Source organism: Pseudomonas sp. A1230 (assembly GCF_044218825.1).
Taxonomy (GTDB): domain Bacteria; phylum Pseudomonadota; class Gammaproteobacteria; order Pseudomonadales; family Pseudomonadaceae; genus Aquipseudomonas; species Aquipseudomonas iridis.
Window position 1 is genome coordinate 3,379,136 of the sequence record NZ_CP162582.1, and the last position, 23,081, is coordinate 3,402,216.

The window sequence follows — 23,081 nt, forward strand, 5'->3', positions numbered from 1 at the left end:
GATGCTCCAGGAGGATTCCATGCGCACGATCATTTTCAGCAGCCAGACCTACGACCGCGAGAGTTTCCTCGATGCCGATTGCCCGGCAGAGATTGAACTGCATTTTCAACCGGCCCGGCTCAGTCTCGATACGGCGGCATTGGCCGACCAGCATGAGGTGGTCTGCGCCTTTATCAATGACGATCTCAGCGCCGCAGTGCTGGAACGTCTGGCGGCGGGCGGTACCCGGCTGATTGCCTTGCGTTCGGCCGGTTACAACCATGTCGATCTGCTCGCGGCCAAACGTCTGGGGCTGGCCGTCGTGCGGGTTCCGGCCTACTCGCCGCATGCCGTGGCCGAGCATGCCGTGGCGCTAATCCTCGCCCTCAACCGTCGCCTGCACCGCGCCTACAACCGCACCCGCGAGGGTGATTTCAGTCTGCATGGCCTGACCGGTTTCGATCTGGTCGGCAAGACTGTCGGCATCGTCGGCACCGGACAGATCGGCGCCGCCTTCGCGAAAATCATGCACGGTTTCGGCTGTGAATTGCTGGCGTACGATCCGTATCCAAATCCCGATGTTCTGGCACTCGGCGCACGTTATCTGAGCCTGCCGGACTTGCTCGCGCAGTCGCGTATCATCAGCCTGCACTGCCCGCTGAACGAGCAGAGCAAACACCTGATCAATCGCGATTCATTGGCGCACATGCAAGCCGGCGCCATGCTGATCAACACCGGTCGCGGCGGGCTGGTCGACACCCCGGCGCTTATTGACGCCCTCAAGGACGGTCAACTCGGCTATTTGGGGCTGGATGTGTATGAAGAAGAAGCGCAGCTGTTTTTCGAGGATCGTTCCGACTTGCCGTTGCAGGACGATGTGCTGGCGCGTCTGCTGACCTTTCCTAACGTGATCGTCACCGCGCACCAGGCGTTCCTGACGCAAGAGGCGCTGGGCGCGATTGCTGCGACGACCCTGCGCAATATCGCGACCTGGGCGGCGGGATCACCGCAGAATCAGGTCGAAGGTTGATCGCTTAACCGCTTACTTCAGCGACGACGCCAGAATCAGCAACGCCAGCCAGCCGAAGCCGAACAACCGCTGTTTCGCCGAATGGCCGCTGCGCAGCAGGAACCAGACGAAAATCCACGGAATCAGGAACACCATGATCTTCAGCCAGCCTTCCACCGGGCGGCTGCCGTCCTCATTGATCTGCGCAGCTTGCGCGGCCTGTTGTCGACGCCGACGCCCCGCCGCAGCCGGCATGACTTTCGGCAAACCCTGCGAAGCTTGCGGCAACACCGCGGCCTCAGGAACCGCGCTGTTACGCGGCAGACTGCCGAAAGAAATCGTCGAAGCCTGAGCCGATGCGCCTGCGGTCTGCGCTTGTGCGTGGGCCTGGTGCTCCGCCATCGGAGCCCCGCAATGAATGCACGCTTTGACTTCGGAACTGATGCTCCGCTTGCATTCATAACATTCGATCAGCGCCATGTTCCGTTCCTTCAGAGTCGAGGGCGGCAGTTTGCCATGTGCGCAGGTCGATTTGAACCTGATCGAAGGTCGCACGCGTGCATCATTCTGCAATCCAGCCCGTGCTAGCATGTCGCGCATATTTGGAGGACCCATGGTCGAACACGATTTCCGCTACAACCTGATGAACCCGCAACACACCCTCACCGAATGCCGCGCCCTCGTACCGGGCCGCTATCAGGTCACCGGCAACGGTGGCTCGATCCGCATCGGTGACGCGCTGTTGGTCACCCTCAAAGGCAGCAAGGATTTGTCCATGCGCCTGACCGTTGAAACCGTCCGCCACCTGATCAACCCGCCGGGCCAATGGACCGCGATGACCACGGGCCCGGTGTTCGGCGAACTGGCGATCCACACCTGGCAGGTCAATTGCGACAGCTGCGCCAAAGCGCTGAACTTCGAGTTTGCAGTGGACGCCAAGCTGGGCAAAACGGCAGAAAAACCGGCCGCCACCGCGCGCATTGCCGAGCTGGGCTGGAAGGCCGTTGGCGACAAGCACCTGTGCCCGAAATGCCAGGAGCCTGCGTGATGAAACGCTTTGCCCTGGCCGCTCTGGTCGGTATTGGCCTCGCGGGCTGCGCCGCCGAGCCTGTGCAACTGCAACAGAACCGCAGCTACATTCTGGAATGGATCGGCGAGCGGCCATTGATGGATTACAGCCATCTGACCGTGACCCTTGGCGATGACGGTCGTGCCTACGGTAACGGCGGCTGCAACCATTGGTTCGCGCCGTACACCCTGGATGGCGACAAGCTGACCTTCGGCAAGATCGGCAAGACCCGCAAACTGTGTGCACCGGCGCTGATGGAACAGGAACAACGGTTCCTGGAGGCGCTGGAGCATGTCGAGCGCTGGGATATTTCGCCAATCGAGCAGATGCGCTTCTGGCCGGCGCAAGGCAAACCGTTGCGCTGGTGGCTGGAAGAGGGTTGATCGCTTGAATCGCCAAGCCCCTCACCCTGGCCCTCTCCCACTGGGAGAGGGCTGAGGTGAGGGGCTTTTGAAAGCTACTTCGCAGCCTGCAACGCCTCAAGCTTCGCCATCACCCCGGCCGCCGTCTGCTCGCCCATCAGCTGTTCCCGAACCTTGCCCTTGTCGTCGATGATGTATGTCACTGGCAGCGCTTCGCTGCGTGGCAGCTCGAACAACTCCGCCGGGTCCTGCGCCAGCACGGTGAACTTGATGCCCAGTTTTTCGCTGGCGCTCTTCAGCTCTTCACCCTGCACGTTGTCGAAGTTGACCCCGAACACACCGACCTTCCTGCTCTTGAGCTCTTCAGCCAAGTGGTTGAGCTCCGGGATTTCGGTTCGGCACGGGCCACACCATTCAGCCCAGTAGTTGACGATTACCCATTGCTTGTCGAGGCGCTCGGATGCGACCTTCTGACCGTTCTGGTCAATCCCGTAATCGTTGCCGCAACCCCCCAGCATCAACGCCCCGATTATCGTCAATGCCGCTGCCAATCGCCGTGTCATGTCCTGTTCCTTGTGAAAATTTGAAAACGCCTGCGACCCATCGCCTCTGAAGGTTCTGGATTGCGCGCTGCACAGTTAGAATAGCCGCCACTCTACGCCAGAAGCGACCCGACATGACCGATCTGACGCTTTATCACAATCCGCGCTGCTCGAAATCCCGCGGTGCGCTGGAGCTTCTTGAAGCCCGCGGCCTGACGCCGAACGTCGTGCGCTACCTCGAAACCCCGCTGAATGCCGCGCAAATCAAGGCCCTGCTCGGCAAGCTCGGAATCAGCGCGCGGCAATTGCTGCGTACCGGGGAAGATGAATACAAAATGCTTCAGCTCGCTGACGACAGCCTCAGTGAAGCACAGTTGATCGCCGCGATTGCCGAACATCCAAAACTGATGGAGCGGCCGATTCTCGAAGCCGACGACAAAGCCGTCATCGGTCGTCCACCGGAGAATATTCTGGAGTTGCTGCCGTGAGCGCGCCATACATTCTGGTCCTCTATTACAGTCGCAACGGCTCGACCAACGAGATGGCGCGGCAGATTGCCCGCGGTGTAGAACAGGCCGGCCTCGAAGCGCGCCTGCGTACCGTGCCGGCGATCTCCACCGAGTGCGAAGCCGTAGCGCCAGGCATCCCGGACGAAGGTGCGCTCTATGCCACCCTCGACGACCTGAAAAACTGCGCCGGTCTGGCACTGGGCAGCCCGACGCGTTTTGGCAACATGGCCGCGCCGCTCAAGTACTTCCTCGATGGCACCAGCAACCTTTGGCTGACCGGCGCGCTGGTCGGCAAACCGGCCGGCGTGTTCACCTCCACCGCCAGCCTGCACGGCGGTCAGGAAACCACCCTGCTGTCGATGATGCTGCCGCTGCTGCACCACGGCATGCTGATCACCGGCCTGCCTTACAGCGAGTCGGCGCTGCTGGAAACCCAAGGCGGCGGCACGCCTTATGGTGCCAGCCACCACGCCGGCGCGGATGGCAAAAGAGGTCTTGATCAGCACGAAGTGGCGCTGTGTCGCGCCCTCGGTCTGCGCTTGGCCAAAACCGCGCAGAAACTGGAGGGCTGAGGTGGCCAAGAAGCCGAAAGTCCTGCCCTCTGTCGAGTGGCTGGAGCCGCGCGTGAAGGCGATGCGGATCATCAGTCTGCTGAGCTTTTTCGCCCTGGCCGGATTGCTCGCCGTCTATTACCTGATATTCGCCGACCTGCATGGTGCGCGGCCGTGGGTGATTCTGCTGGTCGAACTGGTCCCGTGGCTGATCCTCGCTCCGGCGATGATCATGGGCAGCGCCCGCGGGCATTCATGGATGTGCTTTGTGGTGAATCTGTATTTCATCAAAGGCGCACTGGCCGCGTATGACCCGAACCGACAGTGGTTTGGCGTGCTGGAAATGGCGGCAAGCCTGGCGGTGTTCTGCTCGGCGCTGCTGTATGTGCGCTGGCGGTATCAGTTGAATCGCAAATTGGCTGGCGAGGGTGAAATCTCAGTCGCCTGAGCTGACGCCAACGCTGGCAAGCCAGCTCCCAAAGGATCTGTGTTGGAACACTAATTTGTGATCGACGCAAAACCTGCGGGAGCTGGCTTGCCAGCGATTGGGGCGACGCGGTCTTAATGATTGACGGTGTAAGCGAGCATCATCGAAATCTGGCTCATCGCCCGCCCGCCACTCTGTTCATGCCACTGATTGAACGCATCCTGCACAATCGCCAGATCACGCAGACTGGTCGGCACTTTGTCGACGATCTTCTGCGCATTCAGCGCCGCCACCACGTCATAGCTCGGCACAAAAGTGTCCTTGCCGACCATGCGCAAAAACCGTGGCGCCGACAGCCCACCCAGTTGATGTCCACGCTTTTTCAGGTACGTCCACAGACCGACAATGTCGGTCACCGGCCAGTCGGCAATCAGCGCGCCAAAGCTGCCGCGTTCTTTTTCCTCGTCGAGAATGAACTGCGCGTTGCGCGGCACGCTTTTGAGCTTGCCCAGGTGACGGATAATCCGCGCGTCCTGCATCAATCGTTCAAGGTGTTCGGCGCTCATCAGCACGACTTTTTCCGGGTCGAATTTGAAGAACACTTCTTCGAAGGCCGGCCACTTGGCGTCTACCAGACTGTGCTTGAGGCCGGCGCGGAATACACGCAGGGCCATGGTCGAGAGGTAGCGGTCGTCGCTGATCTTGCGCAGTTGTGCCGCAGTCTTGGGGACGGGCAGATGGGCTTCCAGTTCAGCCGCCGAACCGAAACGGTTCAGACAGTATTCGTGCAGCCACTTGTAATCGCGCATGCCCTCTCCTATTGAATAAAGCGAAGAAACCAATGTGGGAGCGAGCCTGCTCGCGAAAGCGGTGTGTCATTCAACTGATTTGTTGACTGATACTCCCTCTTCGCGAGCAGGCTCGCTCCCACATTTGAAGGTGTTTACAGGTTAACGACGTTGACGAAGCGCGAAGCGGCGGTCTCGTCAATCTTGAGGCTGGTGAAGTCGAACAGATTGCGGTCGGCCAGTTGTGACGGAATCACATTCTGCAGACTGCGGAAGATGCTTTCAGTTCGGCCCGGGGTCTTGCGGTCCCAGTCCTGAAGCATTTCCTTGACCACCTGACGCTGCAGATTTTCCTGCGAGCCGCAGAGGTTGCACGGGATGATCGGGAATTGCTTGAGGTCCGAGTAGGCCTGGATGTCTTTCTCGCTGCAGTAGGCCAGCGGACGGATGACCACATTACGGCCGTCGTCGGCGCGCAGCTTGGGCGGCATTGCCTTGAGGCTGCCGTTGAAGAACATGTTGAGGAAGAACGTCTCGACGATGTCGTCACGGTGGTGACCGAGGGCCATTTTGGTCGCGCCGATTTCGTCAGCGAAGGTGTACAGCGTGCCGCGACGCAGACGCGAGCACAGCGAGCAGGTGGTCTTGCCTTCCGGGATCAGCTCTTTGACCACCGAATAAGTGTCTTTTTCGACGATGTGATACTCGACGCCCAGCTCTTTGAGGTAGGCAGGCAGCACGTGCTCGGGGAAGCCCGGCTGCTTCTGGTCCATGTTCACGGCGACGATCTCGAACCTGATCGGCGCAACCTTCTGAAAGTGCATCAGCACGTCGAGCATGGTGTAGCTGTCCTTGCCCCCGGACAGGCAGACCATGACCTTGTCGCCGTCTTCAATCATGTTGAAATCGGCGACAGCTTCGCCCGCCAGACGGCGCAGGCGCTTTTGCAGCTTGTTCTGGTTGACCGTAAGAGTGCCCATGACGCGAAATCCGTGAGGTGTGACGAAAGGCCGGCATTTTACGCAAAAAAATCGTGAGGGCGAAGGGCCGTCGGGCTGCGGCAAGACCCCACCGCGATTAAGCCCCGTGTTTACAGCGCAATTTGCTCTAAGCCCCTAGTGCCTGTGCGGTTAAGACCTTTCTATACTGCGACGTAAGGTCGCACACATCTGAAGACCTGAATTTGCTCGGCCACCTTGGCCCGTAGGCGCTCCGTTGGGGGGCGATGGCAATAACAAGAGGAGTGAATGGCATGATCCATCACGTAGTGGGACTTTTTACCCACCCCGATCAGGAATGGAAGGAAATCCGTGGCGACCAAGAGGAAAGCATCAGCCACATGTACCTGACGCACACGCTGATTCTGGCGGCGATCCCCGCTGTCTCGGCGTTTATCGGCACCACCCAGGTCGGCTGGGTGATTGGTAATCGCGCGCCGGTCATGCTCACCGTAGAAAGTGCGGCGTGGATGACGGTCATGTCATACCTGGCGATGCTCGGCGGGGTCGCGGTCATGGGTGCCTTCGTGCACTGGATGGCCCGCACTTATGACGCCAACCCCAGCCTGGCGCGTTGCGTGGCGTTTGCCACCTACACCGCGACGCCGCTGTTTGTCGGCGGGCTGGCGGCGCTGTATCCGCATATGTGGCTGGGCATGATCGTTGGCACGGCGGCCATCTGCTACACGGTGTACCTGTTGTACGTGGGGCTACCGACGTTCATGAATATACCGTCGGACGAAGGTTTTCTGTTTTCCAGCTCGGTATTGGCGGTGGGTCTGGTGGTGCTGGTAGCCATCATGGCGTTCACCGTGATTGTCTGGGGACTGGGCGTAGGCCCCGTCTATACCAACTGACGCAATGACTCCCCGAGAAAAACAAGATCTGCCAATACAGGCCGCCGCAAGGCGGCCTTCTCGTGTGGAGGATGACCATTCGGCGGTTCGGCGATTCGCAACTCTCGAGGGTTGCGGCATACTTGACGCCTCTGGAGATCCATCAAGCATGCCCGAGCAACTCAATACTCGCGTCGAAGACTGTTACCAACTCGCTGAATCCTTTTTCAAACGTCATTTCCAACGCCCCGTGGTGAGTCTCAAGCTGCGCGGACAAAAAGCCGGGGTCGCGCATCTGCACGAGAACCTGCTGCGCTTCAACCCTCAGCTCTACCGGGAAAACGCCGAACACTTCCTCAAGCAAACCGTGGCCCACGAAGTTGCGCACCTGATCGCCCATCAGCTGTTCGGCGACCGCATCCAGCCCCACGGCGAAGAATGGCAACTGATCATGCGCGGCGTTTACGAACTGCCGCCGGATCGCTGCCACACTTATGCAGTCAAACGCCGCAGCGTGACCCGCTACATCTACAAATGCCCGTGTGCGGAAAGTGATTTTCCGTTTTCGGCGCAGCGCCATAGTCTGGTGCGGCAAGGGCGGCGGTATCTGTGCCGCAGATGCCGGAACACGTTGGTGTTCAGTGGTGAGATGCGGGTGGAATAGTCAGTGTTGTGTTGCCCTGACTGGCCCCATCGCTGGCAAGCCAGCGATGAAGCCAGAACAGGCACTAAAGAATGACTTTGGCCCGGCGCAGCTCTTCAATTTTCGAAGGACTCAACCCCAACTCTCCCAACACCTCATCCGTATGCTGTCCCAACACCGCCCCGACATGCCGTGGCGCCGGCAACCCTTGGGAAAACTTCAGTGGGCATGCCATTTGCGCCTGCGTCGAACCATCCCCGCGCGGCACTTGCGTCACCAACTCCCGCGCCTGTAATTGCGGATGTTCGGCTGCTTCGCTCAGATTCAACACCGGCTCGACACACGCATCGATCCCGGCAAACAACTCGCACAGTTCGGCAAAGTCATGCTTTTCAAACTCGACCTTCAAGGCTTCCTTGAGCGCTCGCTGATGCTCGGGCTTGGGCGACAAGCCCTGCGCCGCCAATTCCGGCCGCCCCAGTGCCGCGCACAATGGCTGCATGAATGCCGGTTCCAGACTGCCCACCGACATCCAGCGGCCATCCCGTGAACGGTAATAATCATAAAAACTGCCGCCATTGAGCATCTGGTCTTCCCAACCCGGCTCTGCACCACAGGCGAGAAAACCGGCACCGGCCATGGCATTCAGGCTGAATGCACAATCGGTCATGCTCACGTCCAGATGCGTGCCCTGCCCGGTTTGCTGACGGGCGATCACCGCAGCAAGCAGACCAATCACCCCGTGCAGCGAACCACCCGCGATATCCGCAACCTGCATACCCAACGGCAACGGCCCGCTGTCGGCCCGGCCGGTATAACTGGCAAGACCGGCCAGCGCCAGGTAGTTGATGTCATGCCCGGCGCGATCCTTGTACGGGCCGGTCTGGCCGTAACCGGTGATCGACACGTAAATCAGCTTCGGATTGATCGCCTTCAGGGCCTCGTAACCCAGGCCCAGACGCTCCATCACACCGGGGCGGAACTGCTCGAGGACGATGTCGTAATGGGCCAGCAACTGCTTGACCAGCTCCAGCGCTTCGGGCTGTTTCAGGTCGAGCGCGAGACTGCGCTTGTTGCGGTTCAGATAAGCGTGACTGGCCGACAGCCCCTGATCATGCGGCGGCAAGACTCGCAGCAGATCCATGCGCGTCGGCGACTCGATGCGCAACACCTCGGCGCCCATGTCCGCCAGCAACAGCGAAGCAAACGGCCCCGGCAGCAGCGTCGAGAAATCGAGAATCTTCAATGAGGCCAGCGGTGCGGACATGGGCGAACTCCTTGGACGATGCCTTCAGCCTAGGCAGCGATGGCCGGTACAGCAATCACCGTAAGTGTCACCAGCCGTGACCGTTACGCTCAAATTGCGGGCATGAAAAAACCCGCCGAAGCGGGTTTTTCCTACAAGCGATGCTTACTTCACATTGACCGGAGTTGGGCCTTCAGCCACACCCAGGTCGTCTTCTTCACGCTGGTCGGAGATACCGCGACCGCCAGAGGCCAGCTCTGATTGCAGCACGTCGGTGTCCAGCTCTTTCACCCACTTGGCGACAACGATGGTCGCAACAGCGTTACCAACAAGGTTGGTCAGTGCGCGAGCTTCGGACATGAAACGGTCGATACCCAGGATCAGCGCCAGACCGGCCACCGGCAGGTGACCTACCGCCGACAGCGTAGCCGCCAGCACGATGAAGCCCGAACCGGTCACACCTGCCGCACCTTTGGAGGAGAGCAGCAGCACCAGCAGCAGAGTGATCTGGTGGGTGATGTCCATGTGGGTGTCGGTCGCCTGAGCGATGAACACCGCGGCCATGGTCAGGTAGATCGAAGTACCGTCGAGGTTGAACGAGTAACCGGTCGGGATTACCAGACCGACTACCGATTTCTTCGCACCCAGACGCTCCATCTTGATCAGCATGCGTGGCAGTGCCGATTCAGAGGACGAAGTGCCCAGTACGATCAGCAGCTCTTCGCGGATGTAGCGAATCAGTTTCAACACACTGAAACCGTGCGCGCGGCAGATCCCACCCAACACCACCAACACAAACAGCACGCAGGTGATATAGAAGCAGATCATCAACTGGCCCAGTTGCACCAGCGAGCCGACACCGTAAGCACCGATGGTGAAAGCCATGGCACCGAACGCACCGAGCGGCGCCAGTTTCATGATCATGTTGATGATGTTGAACATCACGTGAGCGAAGCGATCAATCATGTCCAGCAGCGGACGACCATACGAACCCAGACGATGCAGGGCGTAGCCGAAGATCACCGAGAACATCAGCACTTGCAGGATATCGCCTGTGGCAAACGCGCCGACGATGGTGTTCGGGATCACGTTGAGCAGGAAGCCGACGATGCTCTGGTCTTGGCTGGCCGTCACATAGGTGGCGATTTTCGAAGCATCCAGAGTGGTCACGTCGATGTGCATGCCGGCGCCCGGCTGCACGACGTTGACGACGATCAGGCCGATCAGCAAGGCAATGGTGGATACGACTTCAAAATACAGCAGCGCGTAGCCGCCGGTCTTGCCCACCGATTTCATGTTCTGCATGCCAGCGATGCCGCTGACAACGGTGCAGAAGATGATCGGGGCGATGACCATTTTGATCAGTTTAATGAACCCGTCACCCAGCGGTTTGAGGGCCACACCGGTTTGCGGATAGAAGTGACCGAGCAGAATGCCGATAGCGATGGCAACGATCACCTGGAAATACAGGGATTTGTAAATTGGCTGACGAGTCGTCATTGCAAGTTTCCTCAAGAGTCCCGCGTGGCAGCATCCATCTGTTGACCGCGACACCTGAATTGCGAACCCTCCTGCACTGGAGGGATTTGTTGTTGGAACGGCACCTTGCGCACAGGCTCAACGCACGTTTCTATCGCTCATATCGCAAACGTCGTGCCACTTTGGTGCAGATGGCTACAAGCCTTTCGATATCAGGGGTTACAGGTTTTTTTCGTCACAACCTGGTTACTCAAGGGTGGCGGATATCCGCCAACTCGCCGGTTCTCGTCCTACAATTTGGCGGAAATCCGCCTTGTTCCCCTGCCACCCCCCGGCTACCATCCGACGCCTGAGGAAGGATCTGCCGCTTATGCGCGAACGCACCGTTGCCAGTCATTTCGCCCGTGCCGCCCTGGGTGGCGCACGCCGCCTGGGGTTCGATTACTCGGGCCTGCTGTTGCAACTGGGGATCAGCCCCGAACTGCTTGACGAGCCCCGTGCGCGCATCGCCCCGGAACAGTTCACCCGCCTGATCCAGAGCCTGTGGCTGGCACTGGACGACGAATACCTGGGCTTCGGCAAGGCCGCGAGCAAACCCGGCAGCTTCGCCATGATGTGCCACGCCTCGATTCACTGCCGCAACCTGGAGAAGGCCCTGCAACGCGGCCTGCTGTTTTACAGCCTGTTCCCCGACGCACCGCGCCTGACCCTGAGCCGCGAGGACGAATGGGTGCGCCTGAGCCTCGACGATTCGCAATTGTGGGACCCGGATCACTTCCTCAGCGAAAGCCTGCTGGTGATCTGGCATCGTCTCGGCAGTTGGCTGATAGGCCAGCGAATCCGCTTGGAGCAGGCGACATTCAGCTATGCGAAACCTGCGCACGGCGCCGAATACGACCTGCTGTTCCCCTGCCCCTTGGTGTTTTCAGCAGATCGAAGCAGCCTGCTGTTCCACAGCCGCTACCTGCACATGCCGTTATTGCAGGATGAACGCACCCTCAAACACTTCCTCGAACGCTCCCCCGCTGATTTGCTGTCACGCCCCGACGACGGCGACAGCCTGAGCAGCCGCCTGCGCCGCTTGCTCAGCCGCGACAGCACACGCTGGCCGGATCTCGACGCCGTCGCTGCGCACCTGCACATCAGCCCGCAAACCCTGCGCCGGCATTTGCGCGAGGAAGGCACCAGTTTTCAAGAGCTGAAAGATCAGCTGCGGCGGGATATCGCCATCTACCATTTGGGCCGCGCGGATCTGTCGTTGCAACAGATCGCTGAACAGCTGGGTTTTTCCGAGCCGTCGGCGTTTCATCGGGCGTTCAAGAAGTGGACGGGGCTGACGCCGGGGGCTTATCGGGCGCAAGAGTTGTGAGACGCTAGCCCGACCAAAAATCTCAATCATTAATTACCTGAGGCGAGAAACCGAAGATTGTTTCGTTGCCACGGATCTTGCCCGCCGCTAATTGTGAGCTTGTTACCCCATGAAGGATGGTCGACTTGCATGGATTTATAGCGACCTCATAACCGTGCCAGCGGTTGGTGTGCATTCATCGCTCAATGACTCGATGAATGCACATTATATTGCGTGGCATCAGCCTCCCAGACTATCAATATATTTTTGAGTAACCTGACGCACTCGGATTTCACCCAACTTGACATTGGAAATACCGACTATGCTATTGGTGTACACGTACAGCTCCAATGTTTTCTGAAGAGCTCCCGAATTTAAAAATATGTGATGTTCTTTCAGGATTCCCTGCGTAGCAGTGATGGCCTGTTCAAACCGGCCGGTATCATATTGAAGCCTCACATAGCCAGTATGGGGAGTTTCATAAGTAAAGGTAACCTGGTAGGCCTTTCCCTCAGGCAAACCTACGAAGCTTTTACGCACTTTGGTGTCGCCACCCGGCAGCGCTTCCAGAAAGAAAGCTCCCTTGATGTTAACGATATGAACACTGCTATCACTCCCCTCCCACCCGTTAAAATCGAAGTTATTAAAATCCGTAAAATCATCGAAATTATCTGTTTTGTCGTTCACTTTGAGCCCCTCATGTTTTCACCGCAGTGGAAATCCGGCCCTTCAAACGAGGTTCCGGTACGTCACAATAACGTCGGAGCACCCAACTGACACCTGTAAGAACTGACAGGTTTTAATAACAACAGCGACTAAAAACCCTTCTAAACCTCGAACTTCGATATAAACCAAAGGCCTTCAACGGCATTACCTTTTACTCACATAAAAAGATGACCTGACCCGCGAAAACTGGATTTTTCCGAACCGTCGGCGTTTCATCGGGCGCTCAAGAAGTGGACGGGGCTGACGCCGGGGGCCTATCGCGCTCAAGAGCATTGAAAACGCTCACAGGTCGCGATGTGTAGTGAAAGCATGTCTGAAGATGTCGGTTGAACCGCTTCGTTGGAAGTGATTCAGGCAGGTCAGGTAAGTAAATCCGGGCGCTGCGCTCCCTCGCCTCAAACTTCGATACTTCAAACCTTTCCATTCGCCATCCTTTGAAACAGACGGGGCACTTTGCCTCCATGACGTTTCACCGCTTCTCACCGGTAAGGTTCTCGCTTCATCAAAACCTTCCTCCGCGACATTTGCTCAGGCCAGAAAGCCTGCCCTGCACGGAGCCTTATCAAGGAACGATCATGCTTCAAATAGCCAATATCTCAATCATCCCCGCGCTTGCGCTGCCGCTGCTGTTAACCGGATGCCTGACAAACCCCGTACAGCCCGCTATCGATCCGACGCCGTTCGAGACGCCGGAATATCAAGCCCAGAAAGGCCTGGCGATTATTCATGCTTCATCTCTATATGCCCGTGGCGGCACCGGTCAGGGCGTGGCCGTCGCATTGATCGACTCGGGATTGAACAGCAACGTGCCGGAATTTCAGGGACGGCTGCGTGATCCGGGGTTTGATCATGTCGAAAACCGGGTCGGCACCTTTGACCGAATCGGTCACGGCACCCAGATGGCGGGCATTCTCGCCGCCAACAAGGACGACCAGGGTATGCACGGCGTTGCGTTCAACGCACAGCTGATTCCGTTTCGTTTCGGTGACGACAATGAGCCGTTTTTCTTCGACAGCGAGATTGCCCAATCCTGGCAGGCCGGTTTCGACAAAGGCGCACTGATCCTCAATAACTCGTGGGCCAATGCCATCCCGGCGACGGAGATCAATGAAGCACGCTACAAGCAGGTCATGCCGGAATCGCTGGCAACCGCCCGAAAACTGGTGCAGGACGGCGCGGTATTTGTCTTCCCGACCGGTAACGAATTGAAACGAGAACCCTTGGCCGAACCTGGCTTGCCGCTCGCCCTGCCAGAACTTGAAAAAGGCTGGATCGCCGTGGTTGCACTGAAAAACGATGGCAGCGCCATCAATGCCAAATCCAACTACTGCGGCGTCGCAGCAGCCTGGTGCATCGCCGTACCGGGTGGCGACTCAGGTGCTGACCAAGGTCTGTTGACCACCAACAAGGATGGTCAATACGTGCAGACTGCCGGCACATCTCCAGCCGCCGCACTGGTCAGTGGCGCCATGGCAGCGCTGCAAAGTCGTTATCCCGAACTCACGCCACAACAAGTGCGCGCGCACTTGCTGGCCACCGCCAACCGGACGGGCATTTACGGCAACAGCGAAGCCTACGGACAAGGACTGCTGGACCTAGAAGCCGCCTCCCGCCAAGCGCCGGACTCCAGCATTGATTGATGCAGTTTTGAGGGACTGACAGAGGTGTTTGGGCGAGGGTACATACCTGCGGTATATCGAGCCGGGCTCGCATCCAGAAAAGCACCGCAAAGATCAGGATCAAAAGATCGCAGCCTCCGGCAGCTCCTACAGTTGAACCGAGTACACGCAAAAAACTGCCGGCTGGCAGCCCGCCATCGCTGGCAAGCCAGCTCCCACAATTTTGAACTCAATGCAAAGCGCACACCGCCCGGCCTCTCCACCACTCAACACAATGAGCGTTAGCTCGAGTGCAGCTGTTGATCTTGATCTAAAAGGCCCGTCGGCAGGCTGAGTGTAGGGGTTCATCCGGGGAAGACATCGAAAGGAGGTGCAGCGAAGCAAACCGGAATCGATGCCCCGGATGGATCCCGGAGCGAAGGAACCCCGAGCCCCAGCGAGTGGGCCGAACGTCAGGGCAAAGCCTTTTGGGTTACCTTTTCGCTGGGCCGGCACTCCGGCGTCTGGAAAAGGTGACTCGCCGTAAGGGCGAAACCCTAAGCCGCCATAACCGCAGCAACGGATATACACCCCAACCCCAACCCCAAAACCAAACCCCCGGTCAAAACTCAAACCGCAGGAAAGTGAATCCTGAACGCCGCCCCACCCATCGGCGAATCGCCCAGCGCGAGTTTGGCGTTATAGCTCTCAATAATATCCTTCACCACCGCCAACCCGATCCCCTGCCCCGGATGCTGCCGATCCAGGCGCTCACCACGTTCCAGAATCCGCGCCCGCTGATCCGGCGGCACACCCGGCCCATCATCCTCAACACACAACTCAACCCCGGTCAGGCTCTCACGCACACTGATGCGCACCTCACCCAGACAAAGCCGATAAGCGTTCTCCAGCAAATTCCCCATCATCTCCAGCAAGGCGCCCTGCTCGATCGGCACATAACAATGCTCCGGCAGATCAAACACCACCCGCACACGCTTGTCGCGATACACCTTGTCCAACGTATCGCACAGACTTTGCAGCACCGGACGCAACCGCACCTGATGCCGCACCAGCCCACTTTTACGCAAACTCGCCCGCTGCAGCTGATAACTGATCTGCTGACTCATGCGCTCAATCTGACTCTGCAGAACCCAGGCCTGATCGACGTCTTTAGGCCGCTGAGCCATGTCCTCACTGACGCCTTGCAACACCGCCAACGGCGTTTTCAGGCTGTGCGCCAAATCATCCAGAGAATCGCGATAGCGGCTGCGCTGCTGACGCTCGCTCAGCAGCAAGCGGTTCAGCGAGCCTGTCAGGCGCAGCAGTTCGCGCGGATGTTGTTCGGTGAGACTTTCGCGAGTGCCGGTTTCGATTTCGTCGAGCTCCTGACTGAGTTGACGCAAGGCTTTCAGGCCCCAGGTCAGGCCGATCCACAACAGAGCCAACAGCACCAGCAAGGCTGCGCCGAAGCCCAGATAAAGATTTTCGCGCAGGCCTTCGAGGGTGGTTTCGTACTCGCGCACCGGTTGCAGGGCGACGATGCTGAACGCCGCACTTTTGCCGCCGAGCAGTTTGACTTCAACGTCGTAAACGAAGAACTCCTGACCATTGGCTTCGCGTATCCGCGCGAACTCATTGCCGAGTCCGTCGTAACGCGGCTTGTAGTTGATCTGTTCTTCCTGAGTCGCTCTGGAACGCCAGACCAAGTGCCCTTCACGGTCGTAGATGTAACCGAGCAAACGGAAGTCGGTGAGGTTGAAACGCTCGTCGGGCAACTGCGACGGCATCATCAATCGCCCGTTTTCAACGCGCGCGGCAGAGATCAGCGTGGTGACGTCCGAAGCCAGGCGTTGCTCGATCGAATCCTGCAAGGCAAGGCTGAATGCGCCTTGCATCGCCGGCAGCAGGGCAAGCATGAACAACACCGCCAACGTGGTGGCGGCGAGCATCAGCCGAACGCGAAGGGAACGAATCAAGTGCAGCGCTCATTGAACAGGTAACCGAGGCCACGCACGGTATCGATCGGCTTGAACCCGGCCGGGCCTTCGAGTTTGCGGCGCAAGCGGCCGACCAGCACTTCGATCACATTTGGATCGCGCTCGTCGTCGTCCGGATAGAGCTGCTCCATCAAGCGATCCTTGGGCACCACTTGCTGGTGATGGCGCATGAGGTATTCAAGGATGCGGTATTCGTAAGCGGTCAGCGCCAGCGGTTGCTCATCGAGGCTCGCCTGTTTGCGATTGAGATCAAGCAACAGCGGGCCGGCAACGATGGTCGACTGGGTGAAGCCGCTGGAACGGCGCAGCAAGGCATTCAGGCGCGCGTCGAGTTCTTCGAACTGGAACGGTTTGACCACGTAATCATCGGCGCCGGCGGCGAGGCCTTCGACCTTGTCCTGCCAGTTACCGCGCGCGGTGAGAATCAGGATCGGAAAGGTCTTGCCGCCTGAACGCAACTGACGAATCAGGTCGAGACCGCCCATACCCGGCAGACCGAGATCGATCACCGCCAGGTCAAAGTTGAACTGGCCGGTCTGGTACAGCGCCTCTTCGGCATTGGCCACGGACTCAACCACGTGACCGCTCTCCGTCAGGCGGGTTTGCAGGTGATGGCGCAACAGCGCTTCATCTTCGACGACCAATAGCTTCATGACGCTCTCCCGGGCAAATCAGAAATCTCCAAAAACACACCTGTGGGAGCGAGCCCGCTCGCGAAGTCGGTGGATCAGTCAATGAAGATGTCGACTGACACATCGCTTCGCCAGCAGGCTCGCTCCCACATTTAGCCTGGCGGCAACTTCTTAGAAAAAGTAGTTGGCCGACAAGTACGTCTGCGCGCTGCTGGTCAGGTCCAGCGAGCCTTGCTTGCTGCCACCACGTTCGCTCATCTCGGTGCTGGCATTGCTGCGCAGGTAACGGTAACCGAGTTCCACCGACGTGTTTTGCGAAACTTGCTGCATCACACCGAACTGGCCGCCGACTGCATAGCCGATGTCGCTGTCACGGCTAAAGCCTGGGGATTCCTGAGTCAGCTTGGTCAGACCCGCCGTCGCGCCGCCGAACAGTTTGGTGCTGCTGCCCACCGGGTAGAACAGATCGTAGCTGCCCAGCAGGTTTTCCTGACGCAGTTTAATGCCATTGTGCGAACCGGACACATTGTCGTAGGTGGCGTAGTAGCGACCTTGCGAGTTTTGCTGACCGAGGCGTACGCCGTAGGTGTTGTTGCCGTCGATCGCGCCAGTGGCGTTCGGGTGATCAAGGTTATCGTTCAGTGCGTGGGACTTTTTGATCTTGTCGCTCGTCTGGCCGAAAGTCAGGCCAGCGAAGTTGGAAGTGGTGTCGGCATGGGCCGCGATGCTGGCGCTCATTACGGTAAATGCCAGCAGCAGTTTGTTTAAACGAGTCATGGTATTTCCTCTTTCACAGTGCTGTTTGGGTATGGCGCAAGATTACTGCCCCTCCCCTGTACCGACCCTGAACGCTCTCTGAACCTGACCTGAACCAAATCGACTAGGCTGTTTTGACCACTTATCAATAAGGAGACCGACCATGCGCCTGTTCCTCGCCCTCACGTTGCTCGCTGTCAGCAGCCTCACCCAGGCTGCGATCAAGACTGAGGAAATCCCCTACCAGAGCGCCGACGGCACCAAGCTGCTCGGTTACTACGCCTACGACGACGCCATCAAAGGCAAGCGTCCGGGGATCGTCGTGGTGCATGAGTGGTGGGGGCTGAACGATTACGCCAAGCGCCGCGCGCGGGATCTGGCCGAACTCGGTTACAGCGCGCTGGCGATCGATATGTACGGCGAAGGCAAGAACACCGAGCACCCGAAAGATGCGATGGCGTTCATGCAGGCAGCGACCGCGGACGCGGCGGCCGCCAGCAAGCGTTTCGAAGCCGGGCTGGATTTGCTGAAGAAACAGCCGCAGACCGACGTGAACAAACTGGCGGCCATCGGTTACTGCTTTGGCGGTGCGGTGGTGTTGAACGCGGCGCGTCAGGGTGTGCCGTTGGCGGGTGTGGTGAGTTTCCACGGCGCACTGGCAACCAAAACCCCGGCCACGCCTGGCAGTGTGAAAGCGAAAATCCTGGTGGAACATGGCGCGCTCGACAGCATGGTCACACCGGACAACGTCAGCGCCTTCAAAGCAGAAATGGACAAGGCTGGCGCTGACTATAAATTTGTCAGCCTTGAGGGTGCCAAGCATGGCTTCAGCAATCCGGATGCTGATCGCTTGAGTCATGGCGAGCACGGTGGCCCGGATATCGGCTACAACAAGGCCGCCGATGAAAAATCCTGGGCGGACATGAAAGCGTTCTTCCAAAAAATATTTGGCTGACCTGAAAGACCGCGGCGCGGCCTTCGCGAGCAGGCTCGCTCCCACATTGAATCTGCGTTGATCACAAATTCCCTGTGGGAGCGAGCCTGCTCGCGAAAGCCGCGCCACTGATCTCGACCTTGTCCCGACTAACCGGCAAAATGCCCGTCATGAATCCAACTCCAGCCCTCCCCGCCTGTTGCACCCCGCTCGATGCTCACTGGCCGTTGCCGACGGTATTGCCCGACACGGTGCTGCTCAGTACGCATTTCGATCCGTCACAACTGCTTGGCAATGACTTCCAGCGCAGCGCCATCGAGCCGCCGCCGAGTATTCAGCGTTCGGTGGCCAAGCGGCAGGCGGAGTTTCTCGCGGGGCGCATCTGCGCCCGCGCGGCGTTGCAGCAACTTCAGGGCAGCGGCGTGGTTCCGCCAATTGGCGAAGATCGCGCGCCAGTCTGGCCGGCGCACATCTGCGGCTCGATCACCCACAGCACCGGCCGCGCGGCGGCGATTGTCGCCAACAAGCAGCATTGGCGCGGTTTGGGCATGGACCTGGAAAACCTGCTCAACCGCGAACGCGCCGAGCGCCTGGCCGGAGAAATTCTGACCGCGCCGGAAATGCAGCGCATGGCTGCGGCATCTCCGGATCAAACGGCCCTGTGGGTGACACTGACGTTTTCGGTGAAAGAGAGTTTGTTCAAGGCGCTCTACCCGATCGTGCAGAAGCGCTTTTACTTTGAGCACGCCGAGGTGCTGGAGTGGACCGCGGCGGGATCCGTCCGGTTGCGCTTGTTGACCGATCTGTCGGCTGAGTGGCGCAACGGCACCGAGCTGGATGCCCAGTTCGGGGTGCAGGATGGTCAGTTGTTGAGCCTGGTCAGCATCAAGGCCTGAGATCATTATTGCCTGATGGGCCCTCATCGCTGGCAAGCCAGCTCCCACAGTGTCGGTGATGAACACAGATATTGTGGACTCACCTCAAACCTCTGATTGAACTCATGGCCCACCTCATACCTGTGGCTGAGCTCATGGACCCACCTCATACCTGTGGCTGAGCTTATGTACCCACCTCATACCTGTGACTGAGCTCATGGGCCCACCTCATACCTGTGACTGAACTCATGGGCCCACCTCACACCTGTGACTGAACTCATGGACCCACCTCACACCTGTGGCTGAACTTATGGGCCCACCTCACACCTGTGGCTGAACTTATGGGCCCACCTCACACCTGTGGCTGAGCTTATGGGCCCACCTCACACCTGTGGCTGAGCTTATGGACCCACCTCACACCTGTGGCTGAGCTTATGGACCCACCTCACACCTGTGGCTGAGCTTATGGACCCACCTCACACCTGTGGCTGAGCTTATGGACCCACCTCACACCTGTGGCTGAACTTATGGGCCCACCTCACACCTGTGGCTGAACTTATGGGCCCACCTCACACCTGTGGCTGAACTTATGGGCCCACCTCACACCTGTGGCTGAACTTATGGGCCCACCTCACACCTGTGGCTGAACTTATGGGCCCACCTCACACCTGTGGCTGAACTTATGGGCCCACCTCACACCTGTGGCTGAACTTATGGGCCCACCTCACACCTGTGGCTGAACTTATGGGCCCACCTCACACCTGTGGCTGAACTTATGGGCCCACCTCACACCTGTGGCTGAGTTGATGGACCCACCTCATACCTGTGGGAGCTGGCTTGCCAGCGATGGGGCCAGCCCGGCCAGCTCAAGACTCAGCGGCGTTCCTGATTCCTCGGCCAACTCAGGCTAAAGCAAGCTCCACCCAGGCTTTTGCTTTTGCCAATGATCGCCCGGCCGTCATGCCAGTGGATGATCCGCCGCACAATCGATAACCCCAAGCCATGCCCGCCCGACGCCCGTGTGCGACTGTCGTCCAGACGTAGAAACGGCGTGAAAATCCGTTCCCACGCCACCTCCGGTACACCCGGCCCGTCATCTTCGATATCAACCCGACAACGCAATTGCCCGACCTGATAACTCACCGTGACCTTCGAGTGCGCGTGGCGCATCGCGTTACCCACCAGATTCTGCAGGGCGCGGTGCAGATACCGAGGCTCAGCCTCGACCCAGGCATCATCGTTGTCGGCAGCCGACAGGCACAACCCACGCTGCACCGTGACCTCGGCGCGCAACGGCGCCAGCTCTTCGATCACCTGATCAACCAACGCGTCGAGGTCAATGCGCTGAAACGTCAGCGCCGGCGAACCCTGCTCCAGCCGCGCGTAGGTGAGCATTTCGTCGACCAGCTTATCGAGGTCCTCAATGTCGTGATCCATGCCTTCACGGTACTTTTCCAGTGCTTGCGGGGTGGTCGCCGAGCCGATCATCTCCAGACCGAAACGCAGGCGCGCCACCGGCGTGCGCAATTCGTGAGACACCGCGCGCACCAGTTCGCGCTGGATCGCCAGCAACTGCTGCAAGTGCTCGGCCATGCCATTGAACGCCGAGGCCAGGCGCCCGACCGAGTCGGCACCGCGCGCCGGCACGCGGGTTTCCAGGCTGCCCTTGGCGATGCGCGTGGCCGCTGCTTCGAGACCGCGCAAACGCCGCTCCAACTGACGCACCAATAGATAAACGATGAGGCCGATCAAACTCAGACCGAGCGCGGCGATCAGCACCAGCCACTCCGGCGGGTACGGATTCATCTGATACAACGGGCCGATTTCCAGCACCCATGGCGTGCCGACCATGCCGGCAAAGACACGGATCGAATCGCCGCCCTTGCCCAGCGCCATCACCGTATCGCCCTCGGACACGCGCCGGCTCTGGTCTTCGTCCATGTCGGCGTCACTGATCGTGACCAGCCGCAGGTCAAAACCAAAACCCTTGTCTTTCTTTATCTGCGCCAGCCGTTTCGGTTGTTCGGCCACTGGCACGCGCACCAGCTCATCAGCCAGCAGATAAATCGTCGCCCGGGCCAGTTGCTCGCTGATCTGTTGCACTTCGCCGGTGAGGACGATTTGCTCCTTGTCGCTGACCAGTCGATAAACTTTCGCCGCGTGCGGCCCGGTCTGTTCGACCAGCGCCTGCCCGCGCTGCACCCGGGCCCGCTGAGACAAATCGAGATCGGTTTCGGCAAATGTCTTCAGGGTCAGCGGAATCCCCAGCAGTCGCTCCCACACCAGCAGCGCACGATGGCGCTCGGTTTCGTTCATCGGCTGCAGGTTGTCAGCCATCAGCGAGAACGTGCCGTGGGCCAGACGCTCGCGATATTGCTCGCTGCGCACCTGATTGAGCAGGTTCAGCGCCAATACCCCGAGCACCGCCACAAGAATCAGCGCTGCGCACATGCCGCCGTAGATGCGCAGAAAGATCGAGTTCACAGCGTCAGGTCTACGCAGGCTTCAGGGACAAACAGATAGCCTTTGCTGCGGATGGTCTTGATCAGGCGCGGGTGATCGGGGTCATCACCGATTTTCGGGCGGATGCGCGAGATACGCACATCGATCGAACGGTCCTGGCCGTCGTAACCGATGCCACGCAGCGCAGTGAAGATTTCCTCCCGCGACAGGATGCGCCCGGCGTTGGACACCAGCAGCCAAAGCAGGTCGAATTCGGCGCTGGTCAACTCGATGCCGTTGTCGCTCAGCCAGGCCTCGCGCAAGGCGTTGTCGACCACCAGCGGACCGAATTGCAGGCGACGGCTTTTTTCCGCGCTCGGCTCGGGTGTGTCACTGCGTCGCAGCAATGCCTGAATGCGTGCCAGCAACAGTCGCGGACGCACCGGTTTGCACACGTAATCGTCGGCGCCGAGGTCAAGCCCCTGGATCTGGTCGGCATCGTCGGTGCGCGCGGTCAGCATCAGGATGGGCCCGTCATAACGGTCGCGCACCTTGCGGCAGATCGTCAGGCCATCTTCACCGGGGAGCATCAGATCGAGGATCACCAGATCCGGCTGCTCGGCGATGATCCGCGCCGCCGCCAGCGCGCCGTTGCCTTCGATCTCCACGCGCAATCCATTGGCTTGCAAGTAGTCCCGAGTGAGTTCGGCCAGACGTTGATCATCCTCGACTATCAATATCTGAAAGGCTTGTTGCTCCACCGGTGACCTCTGCTTGCTGTTTTTATTAATAGAAGGAAGGCGATGCCCTGCCAGGCACGGTCCTACATTTTTCTGAATCCTCCCGTTCATTTGTCATGTCCTGGGAGGATAAGAATGCCTGTGCATGGGCCGATTGTATAAACGGCGTACAGCCAGAACACAAGTCGGTAAATGCGTTCGGACAAGGCCAGATTTTGTGATAGGGTTCGCGCCCTTAAAAAACCGCTGAAGCGATTTTGTCAGCGGAAAAACAGTGACAAACGGTCTAGGTCAGCAGGTTCGCGGCCTACACGGGAATTCCAGGTTTCTTACACAATTTACGCACAGGTTTATCCACAGTCCGTACGTTGCAACACCCCTTAAAACGCATTATCTTGTAGCGCAGCGAAAACAGAGACCCTACATGTAGGGTTTTCGCCTTAAAAGGCCAACCACATTTCAGAGCTGAAACTCAAGCGATTTATGGCGAGTTTCAGCTTGAACGCAGCAAGTTTTTCGAAGACCAAACCGCACTGGCGGATGGCACCGTTTTTATAGCCCCGAACGGGCAAAACGGTATGGGTGTTGCAGTCAT

General features: G+C 58.9%; 24 protein-coding genes and 1 pseudogene. 13 read left to right on the forward strand and 12 right to left on the reverse strand.

Annotation, left to right across the window (positions count from 1 at the left end):
- The first annotated feature begins 19 nt into the window (after positions 1-19).
- The gene (locus AB4P97_RS15855) at positions 20-1,009 is read left to right on the forward strand and encodes a 2-hydroxyacid dehydrogenase (protein ID WP_047302707.1); all 990 of its coding nucleotides are present in this window, start codon (positions 20-22) and stop codon (positions 1,007-1,009) included.
- A gap of 12 nt (positions 1,010-1,021) precedes the next feature.
- Here the strand turns inward: AB4P97_RS15855 and AB4P97_RS15860 are convergent, their stop codons facing one another.
- Positions 1,022-1,468 (reverse strand): hypothetical protein, encoded by a 447-nt coding sequence (locus AB4P97_RS15860; protein WP_261736521.1) that lies wholly within the window; start codon positions 1,466-1,468, stop codon positions 1,022-1,024.
- Positions 1,469-1,601: 133 nt separating this feature from the next.
- Between AB4P97_RS15860 and AB4P97_RS15865 the strand changes: the two genes are divergently transcribed.
- Positions 1,602-2,036 (forward strand): hypothetical protein, encoded by a 435-nt coding sequence (locus AB4P97_RS15865; RefSeq protein ID WP_042560494.1) that lies wholly within the window; start codon positions 1,602-1,604, stop codon positions 2,034-2,036.
- Positions 2,036-2,440, forward strand: a complete 405-nt coding sequence (locus AB4P97_RS15870) for an META domain-containing protein (RefSeq protein WP_047302660.1) — start codon at positions 2,036-2,038, stop codon at positions 2,438-2,440. The genes AB4P97_RS15865 and AB4P97_RS15870 overlap by 1 nt, the downstream gene beginning before the upstream one ends.
- Before the next feature lie 74 nt (positions 2,441-2,514).
- On the opposite strand, the gene AB4P97_RS15875 is transcribed toward AB4P97_RS15870, so the two are convergent.
- A complete protein-coding gene (locus AB4P97_RS15875; protein WP_115146201.1) occupies positions 2,515-2,982 on the reverse strand; it encodes a TlpA disulfide reductase family protein in 468 nt (155 codons plus the stop codon).
- Between the two features lie 113 nt (positions 2,983-3,095).
- Between AB4P97_RS15875 and arsC the strand changes: the two genes are divergently transcribed.
- From arsC to AB4P97_RS15890, 3 genes are read left to right on the forward strand one after another with little or no spacing between them, the layout of a single operon-like run.
- Positions 3,096-3,449: an arsenate reductase (glutaredoxin) gene (arsC, locus tag AB4P97_RS15880; protein WP_042560497.1), complete on the forward strand. Its 354-nt coding sequence runs from the start codon at positions 3,096-3,098 to the stop codon at positions 3,447-3,449.
- Positions 3,446-4,042 carry an NAD(P)H:quinone oxidoreductase gene (wrbA, locus tag AB4P97_RS15885; RefSeq protein ID WP_042560498.1) on the forward strand — a complete coding sequence of 199 codons (597 nt, stop codon included), beginning with the start codon at positions 3,446-3,448 and terminating at the stop codon, positions 4,040-4,042. Before arsC ends, wrbA begins: the two co-directional genes overlap by 4 nt.
- A 1-nt stretch (position 4,043) precedes the next feature.
- Positions 4,044-4,469 (forward strand): DUF2069 domain-containing protein, encoded by a 426-nt coding sequence (locus AB4P97_RS15890; RefSeq protein ID WP_042560499.1) that lies wholly within the window; start codon positions 4,044-4,046, stop codon positions 4,467-4,469.
- Positions 4,470-4,582: 113 nt separating this feature from the next.
- Here AB4P97_RS15890 and AB4P97_RS15895 read toward each other — a convergent pair whose 3' ends face one another.
- Together AB4P97_RS15895 and ttcA are read right to left on the reverse strand one after the other, a co-directional pair.
- Complete coding sequence (locus AB4P97_RS15895) at positions 4,583-5,257, reverse strand: DNA-3-methyladenine glycosylase I (protein WP_042560500.1); 675 nt, start codon at positions 5,255-5,257, stop codon at positions 4,583-4,585.
- 134 nt (positions 5,258-5,391) lie between these two features.
- A complete protein-coding gene (ttcA, locus tag AB4P97_RS15900) occupies positions 5,392-6,216 on the reverse strand; it encodes a tRNA 2-thiocytidine(32) synthetase TtcA (RefSeq protein WP_042560501.1) in 825 nt (274 codons plus the stop codon).
- A gap of 272 nt (positions 6,217-6,488) precedes the next feature.
- Here ttcA and AB4P97_RS15905 point away from each other — a divergent pair, with 272 nt between their 5' ends.
- Together AB4P97_RS15905 and AB4P97_RS15910 are read left to right on the forward strand one after the other, a co-directional pair.
- The gene (locus tag AB4P97_RS15905) at positions 6,489-7,091 is read left to right on the forward strand and encodes a Yip1 family protein (RefSeq protein ID WP_042560502.1); all 603 of its coding nucleotides are present in this window, start codon (positions 6,489-6,491) and stop codon (positions 7,089-7,091) included.
- 148 nt (positions 7,092-7,239) lie between these two features.
- Positions 7,240-7,734, forward strand: coding sequence for a SprT family zinc-dependent metalloprotease (locus tag AB4P97_RS15910; protein WP_115146199.1), 495 nt, complete (start codon positions 7,240-7,242; stop codon positions 7,732-7,734).
- Between the two features lie 64 nt (positions 7,735-7,798).
- Here AB4P97_RS15910 and AB4P97_RS15915 read toward each other — a convergent pair whose 3' ends face one another.
- Positions 7,799-8,980, reverse strand: coding sequence for a CaiB/BaiF CoA-transferase family protein (locus AB4P97_RS15915; RefSeq protein WP_115146198.1), 1,182 nt, complete (start codon positions 8,978-8,980; stop codon positions 7,799-7,801).
- A 144-nt stretch (positions 8,981-9,124) separates the two neighbouring features.
- Positions 9,125-10,459 carry a dicarboxylate/amino acid:cation symporter gene (locus AB4P97_RS15920; protein ID WP_042560505.1) on the reverse strand — a complete coding sequence of 445 codons (1,335 nt, stop codon included), beginning with the start codon at positions 10,457-10,459 and terminating at the stop codon, positions 9,125-9,127.
- 349 nt (positions 10,460-10,808) lie between these two features.
- Between AB4P97_RS15920 and AB4P97_RS15925 the strand changes: the two genes are divergently transcribed.
- The gene (locus AB4P97_RS15925; RefSeq protein WP_047302666.1) at positions 10,809-11,807 is read left to right on the forward strand and encodes an AraC family transcriptional regulator; all 999 of its coding nucleotides are present in this window, start codon (positions 10,809-10,811) and stop codon (positions 11,805-11,807) included.
- Positions 11,808-12,026: 219 nt separating this feature from the next.
- Here the strand turns inward: AB4P97_RS15925 and AB4P97_RS15930 are convergent, their stop codons facing one another.
- Complete coding sequence (locus AB4P97_RS15930) at positions 12,027-12,473, reverse strand: hypothetical protein (protein ID WP_115146196.1); 447 nt, start codon at positions 12,471-12,473, stop codon at positions 12,027-12,029.
- Between the two features lie 222 nt (positions 12,474-12,695).
- Here AB4P97_RS15930 and AB4P97_RS15935 point away from each other — a divergent pair.
- A pseudogene (locus tag AB4P97_RS15935) lies at positions 12,696-12,788 on the forward strand (hypothetical protein); the annotation flags it as partial.
- Positions 12,789-13,087: 299 nt separating this feature from the next.
- Positions 13,088-14,152: a S8 family peptidase gene (locus AB4P97_RS15940; RefSeq protein WP_115146195.1), complete on the forward strand. Its 1,065-nt coding sequence runs from the start codon at positions 13,088-13,090 to the stop codon at positions 14,150-14,152.
- Between the two features lie 587 nt (positions 14,153-14,739).
- Here the strand turns inward: AB4P97_RS15940 and AB4P97_RS15945 are convergent.
- The 3 genes from AB4P97_RS15945 to AB4P97_RS15955 form a co-directional block, all read right to left on the reverse strand.
- Positions 14,740-16,086: an ATP-binding protein gene (locus AB4P97_RS15945; protein ID WP_047302673.1), complete on the reverse strand. Its 1,347-nt coding sequence runs from the start codon at positions 16,084-16,086 to the stop codon at positions 14,740-14,742.
- Positions 16,083-16,760 carry a response regulator transcription factor gene (locus AB4P97_RS15950; RefSeq protein ID WP_042560510.1) on the reverse strand — a complete coding sequence of 226 codons (678 nt, stop codon included), beginning with the start codon at positions 16,758-16,760 and terminating at the stop codon, positions 16,083-16,085. Before AB4P97_RS15950 ends, AB4P97_RS15945 begins: the two co-directional genes overlap by 4 nt.
- Positions 16,761-16,910: 150 nt before the next feature.
- Complete coding sequence (locus AB4P97_RS15955; protein ID WP_042560511.1) at positions 16,911-17,516, reverse strand: membrane protein; 606 nt, start codon at positions 17,514-17,516, stop codon at positions 16,911-16,913.
- A gap of 142 nt (positions 17,517-17,658) precedes the next feature.
- Here AB4P97_RS15955 and AB4P97_RS15960 point away from each other — a divergent pair, with 142 nt between their 5' ends.
- Positions 17,659-18,450: a dienelactone hydrolase family protein gene (locus AB4P97_RS15960; protein WP_047302675.1), complete on the forward strand. Its 792-nt coding sequence runs from the start codon at positions 17,659-17,661 to the stop codon at positions 18,448-18,450.
- Between the two features lie 149 nt (positions 18,451-18,599).
- Positions 18,600-19,325: a 4'-phosphopantetheinyl transferase gene (locus tag AB4P97_RS15965; protein WP_395601323.1), complete on the forward strand. Its 726-nt coding sequence runs from the start codon at positions 18,600-18,602 to the stop codon at positions 19,323-19,325.
- Positions 19,326-20,177: 852 nt separating this feature from the next.
- On the opposite strand, the gene AB4P97_RS15970 is transcribed toward AB4P97_RS15965, so the two are convergent.
- Together AB4P97_RS15970 and AB4P97_RS15975 are read right to left on the reverse strand one after the other, a co-directional pair.
- On the reverse strand, positions 20,178-21,788 hold the full coding sequence (locus AB4P97_RS15970; RefSeq protein WP_042560514.1) for an ATP-binding protein: 1,611 nt from the start codon (positions 21,786-21,788) through the stop codon (positions 20,178-20,180).
- Positions 21,785-22,507, reverse strand: a complete 723-nt coding sequence (locus AB4P97_RS15975; protein WP_042560515.1) for a response regulator — start codon at positions 22,505-22,507, stop codon at positions 21,785-21,787. Before AB4P97_RS15975 ends, AB4P97_RS15970 begins: the two co-directional genes overlap by 4 nt.
- Between the last annotated feature and the right edge of the window lie 574 nt (positions 22,508-23,081).

Coding starts and splice junctions, on each gene's coding strand:
- AB4P97_RS15855 (WP_047302707.1), top strand. CDS start 20: ATGCGCACGATCATTTTCAGCAGCCAGACCTACGACCGCGAGAGTTTC.
- AB4P97_RS15860 (WP_261736521.1), bottom strand. CDS start 1,468: ATGGCGCTGATCGAATGTTATGAATGCAAGCGGAGCATCAGTTCCGAA.
- AB4P97_RS15865 (WP_042560494.1), top strand. CDS start 1,602: ATGGTCGAACACGATTTCCGCTACAACCTGATGAACCCGCAACACACC.
- AB4P97_RS15870 (WP_047302660.1), top strand. CDS start 2,036: ATGAAACGCTTTGCCCTGGCCGCTCTGGTCGGTATTGGCCTCGCGGGC.
- AB4P97_RS15875 (WP_115146201.1), bottom strand. CDS start 2,982: ATGACACGGCGATTGGCAGCGGCATTGACGATAATCGGGGCGTTGATG.
- arsC (WP_042560497.1), top strand. CDS start 3,096: ATGACCGATCTGACGCTTTATCACAATCCGCGCTGCTCGAAATCCCGC.
- AB4P97_RS15895 (WP_042560500.1), bottom strand. CDS start 5,257: ATGCGCGATTACAAGTGGCTGCACGAATACTGTCTGAACCGTTTCGGT.
- ttcA (WP_042560501.1), bottom strand. CDS start 6,216: ATGGGCACTCTTACGGTCAACCAGAACAAGCTGCAAAAGCGCCTGCGC.
- AB4P97_RS15905 (WP_042560502.1), top strand. CDS start 6,489: ATGATCCATCACGTAGTGGGACTTTTTACCCACCCCGATCAGGAATGG.
- AB4P97_RS15910 (WP_115146199.1), top strand. CDS start 7,240: ATGCCCGAGCAACTCAATACTCGCGTCGAAGACTGTTACCAACTCGCT.
- AB4P97_RS15915 (WP_115146198.1), bottom strand. CDS start 8,980: ATGTCCGCACCGCTGGCCTCATTGAAGATTCTCGATTTCTCGACGCTG.
- AB4P97_RS15920 (WP_042560505.1), bottom strand. CDS start 10,459: ATGACGACTCGTCAGCCAATTTACAAATCCCTGTATTTCCAGGTGATC.
- AB4P97_RS15925 (WP_047302666.1), top strand. CDS start 10,809: ATGCGCGAACGCACCGTTGCCAGTCATTTCGCCCGTGCCGCCCTGGGT.
- AB4P97_RS15940 (WP_115146195.1), top strand. CDS start 13,088: ATGCTTCAAATAGCCAATATCTCAATCATCCCCGCGCTTGCGCTGCCG.
- AB4P97_RS15950 (WP_042560510.1), bottom strand. CDS start 16,760: ATGAAGCTATTGGTCGTCGAAGATGAAGCGCTGTTGCGCCATCACCTG.
- AB4P97_RS15955 (WP_042560511.1), bottom strand. CDS start 17,516: ATGACTCGTTTAAACAAACTGCTGCTGGCATTTACCGTAATGAGCGCC.
- AB4P97_RS15960 (WP_047302675.1), top strand. CDS start 17,659: ATGCGCCTGTTCCTCGCCCTCACGTTGCTCGCTGTCAGCAGCCTCACC.
- AB4P97_RS15965 (WP_395601323.1), top strand. CDS start 18,600: ATGAATCCAACTCCAGCCCTCCCCGCCTGTTGCACCCCGCTCGATGCT.